Here is a 1,869-nt window from a genome sequence, read left to right as displayed (position 1 = left end):
CCAGAAACCATCGAGGTGGAAATCTGATGCAACTGGGGATCTGCGCCAGCCAGGAAGGCTTTAAACAGCTTGAACCGCTGCTGAATTGCGCTGAACTGGAAGCAATTTTGGTGCCAAACCACCTTCTTGATGAAAAACGCCCGCAACTGCTTGCCAGCAGCAAATTAAGCGAGCTATGGCCCGATATTGAATTACTGCTGGGTGCCATGGCTGCTGGTGCTTTGATCCGTTTAATCGCACCATTGCTGCAAGCCAAAAGCATCGATCCAGCTGTGCTGCTACTCAGCGGCAACGGCGAACAATTAATACCTTTATTAGGCGGACATGCCGCTGGTGGTGAACGTTATGCCAACAGGCTTGCGCCCTTACTTCAAGCCAGCGTTCTAACAACGGGTTTCAGCAGCAGTAATGGCCGCGTTGGCCTAGACATTTGGGGTTTCGCCTGGGGTTGGCAGAAAGGCCAAGGCCCCTGGGATGAGCTGATGAAAAAAGCAGCTCGCAATGAGCTGTTGCTTGTTTCTCAAAATTCAGGCGAACCCTTAGCCCTTGAGAGCCTTAAGGCCAGTGGTGTTCCGATACAAGCTGCTGAAAGCGAAGGCGAAGGCGAGTTGCTGGTTAGCGCCCACCTTGGCCTTGGCTGCCGCTGGCATCCACCTGTGCTCTGGATTGGTATTGGTTGTGAACGAAATAGCAGTTTATTGCTGTTGCAAAAAGCGGTAACTCAAGCTTTTAGCCAAGCAAATTTGGCAGAAGCAGCCGTAGCTGGTATTGCAAGCCTTGATCTAAAAGCCGACGAACCTGCGCTACTCGCTTTAGCCGCTGGGCGCCAATGGCCATTGCGATTTTTTCGTGCAGAAGCCCTTGCTCTAATCAAAGTGCCCAACCCATCTGCAGCAGTAGCAAAGGAGGTGGGAACAGCCAGTGTGGCGGAAGCGGCTGCTTTGGCAGCAGCAGGCCCCGGTGCTGAATTAGTAGCAGCTAAAGCGATCTTGCGCGGCGCCCCTGGAGAAGGGGCCGTAACTGTTGCGATCGCAAAAGCCGCCGCGGCCTGGGCGCCGCAACGAGGCAGTTTGCACCTGGTGGGTGCTGGCCCCGGTTGCATTAAACAACTCACTGGCGCAGCCCGCAGTGCCCTTGCGGCAGCGCAGGTTTGGGTGGGCTACAGCCTTTATCTGGATTTACTGGAACCATTACGCCGCCAGGATCAAGCCAGGATGGAAGGCCAACTCACCCAAGAGCGGCAACGCTGCCAAGAAGCTTTGGCCTTGGCCTGCCAAGGCGTTGCAGTGGCATTGATTTCGAGCGGCGAGAGTGGCATGTATGGCATGGCAGGCCTGGCCTTGGAGGAATGGCTGCAATTGCCAGAACAAGAACGACCTTTATTCAATGTTCACCCCGGTATCTCTGCTTTTCAAATGGCCGCAGCACGGCTTGGTGCACCTTTAATGCACGACCTTTGCACCGTGAGCCTTAGTGATCGGCTTACCCCTTGGTCGGTAATTGAAAAACGGCTGCAGGCAGCTGCTATTGGTGATTTTGTAGTGGCCCTTTACAACCCCCGCTCCCAAGGACGATCTTGGCAACTGGCCCGAGCCCTTGAGCTACTACTGGAGCAAAGGGCTCCCGCAACACCAGTGGCAATCTGCCGCCAACTTTCTAGGCCAGAAGAATTAATCAGCCTGCACCAATTAGCTGATTTACCTGTTGAACAAGTAGACATGTTTAGCTTGGTATTAGTTGGTAATAGCAGCACAAAAATTGCAGCAGGCTTGATGGCAACCCCCAGGGGTTATCCCGGGGCTGAATTGAGTTAGTTATTTGATTATTTGTTATTTAATAATTCGGTTAGCTGAGCCTGGATTTTTCAAA

1 protein-coding gene is annotated in these 1,869 nt (G+C 53.1%); it reads left to right on the top strand.

Translation table 11 applies throughout. The annotated features are described in order from the left end of the window. Positions 1–1,814 (top strand): precorrin-3B C(17)-methyltransferase (gene cobJ / locus AC2JC8_RS04870; RefSeq protein ID WP_484594285.1); only part of this gene is annotated, 1,814 nt, incomplete at its 5' end. Positions 1,815–1,869 lie beyond the last annotated feature (55 nt).

Source organism: Synechococcus sp., assembly GCF_982614295.1.
The sequence above is the reverse complement of the archived record's forward strand: the minus strand, read 5'-3'. Positions and strand labels throughout refer to the sequence as shown.